This is a genomic window from Brevibacterium sp. CCUG 69071 (assembly GCF_021023135.1).
In the GTDB taxonomy this organism is placed as follows: domain Bacteria; phylum Actinomycetota; class Actinomycetes; order Actinomycetales; family Brevibacteriaceae; genus Brevibacterium.
Map to the genome: position 1 here is coordinate 1 of NZ_PGFV01000019.1, position 790 is coordinate 790.

General features: G+C 63.4%; 1 protein-coding gene. It reads left to right on the plus strand.

Annotated features, from left to right (window positions below; genetic code table 11):
* Positions 1 to 776, plus strand: a 776-nt coding sequence (locus tag CV023_RS18695) for an HNH endonuclease signature motif containing protein (RefSeq protein WP_230748579.1), incomplete at its 5' end; no start/stop codon positions are given.
* Positions 777 to 790 lie beyond the last annotated feature (14 nt).

Here is a 790-nt window from a genome sequence, read left to right on the forward strand (position 1 = left end):
TGTTCACCGGCGACCGCCACGACGCCCCACCCTGGGCCGTCTTCGACGCCACCACCCCCGACCCCACTGGCGAGACCACCGACGCTCCTGCCAACACAGACGATTGCACAACCAGCAGCGCTGCTACTTCGGGGCGTCCGGGATACGGGGTGCGTACCGATGGCACCGAGGTCAACGTCACCGACGCCCAACCCACGGCACGCACCTGGATCTACGAACGCTTCGCCACCCTCATCGGGCGTATCAGTATGAAAGAAGCCGAGAAAGGCTCTCCCTACGCCCTGGTCATCAGCGCCAAAGCCACCGATATCGCCACCGGTACCGGGGAAGCCCGCACCGGGGCCGGAGACCGGATCCCACTGGGCGAAGTCACCTCCCGGGGACTGGACGGGCGCGTGTTCTTCAACCTCATGGACGACACCGGACGAACCGTGGCCGTTCGAACCGAGAACAGGTTCGCGAACAAACACCAGACCGCGATCATCACCGCCCGCGACCGCGGCTGCATCTTCCCCGGCTGTGACTCCCCACCCGGATGGTGCGACGTCAACCACGTCGTGCCCCACGCGGCCGGTGGAAAGACTGATATCAACAACCTCTGCCTGTTGTGTTCAGCGCATCATCACCTGCTGGACCGGTCGGACTGGGAAATCACAATGCTCAACTGTGGTCGACCCGCCGCGGTCCCACCACCGAGTATCGATCCAGCGAAACGCCCGATCCTGCACTCGAGATTCATCGCCGACGACATCATCGAGACCCTCTTCAACGATTAACACCACACCTAGAG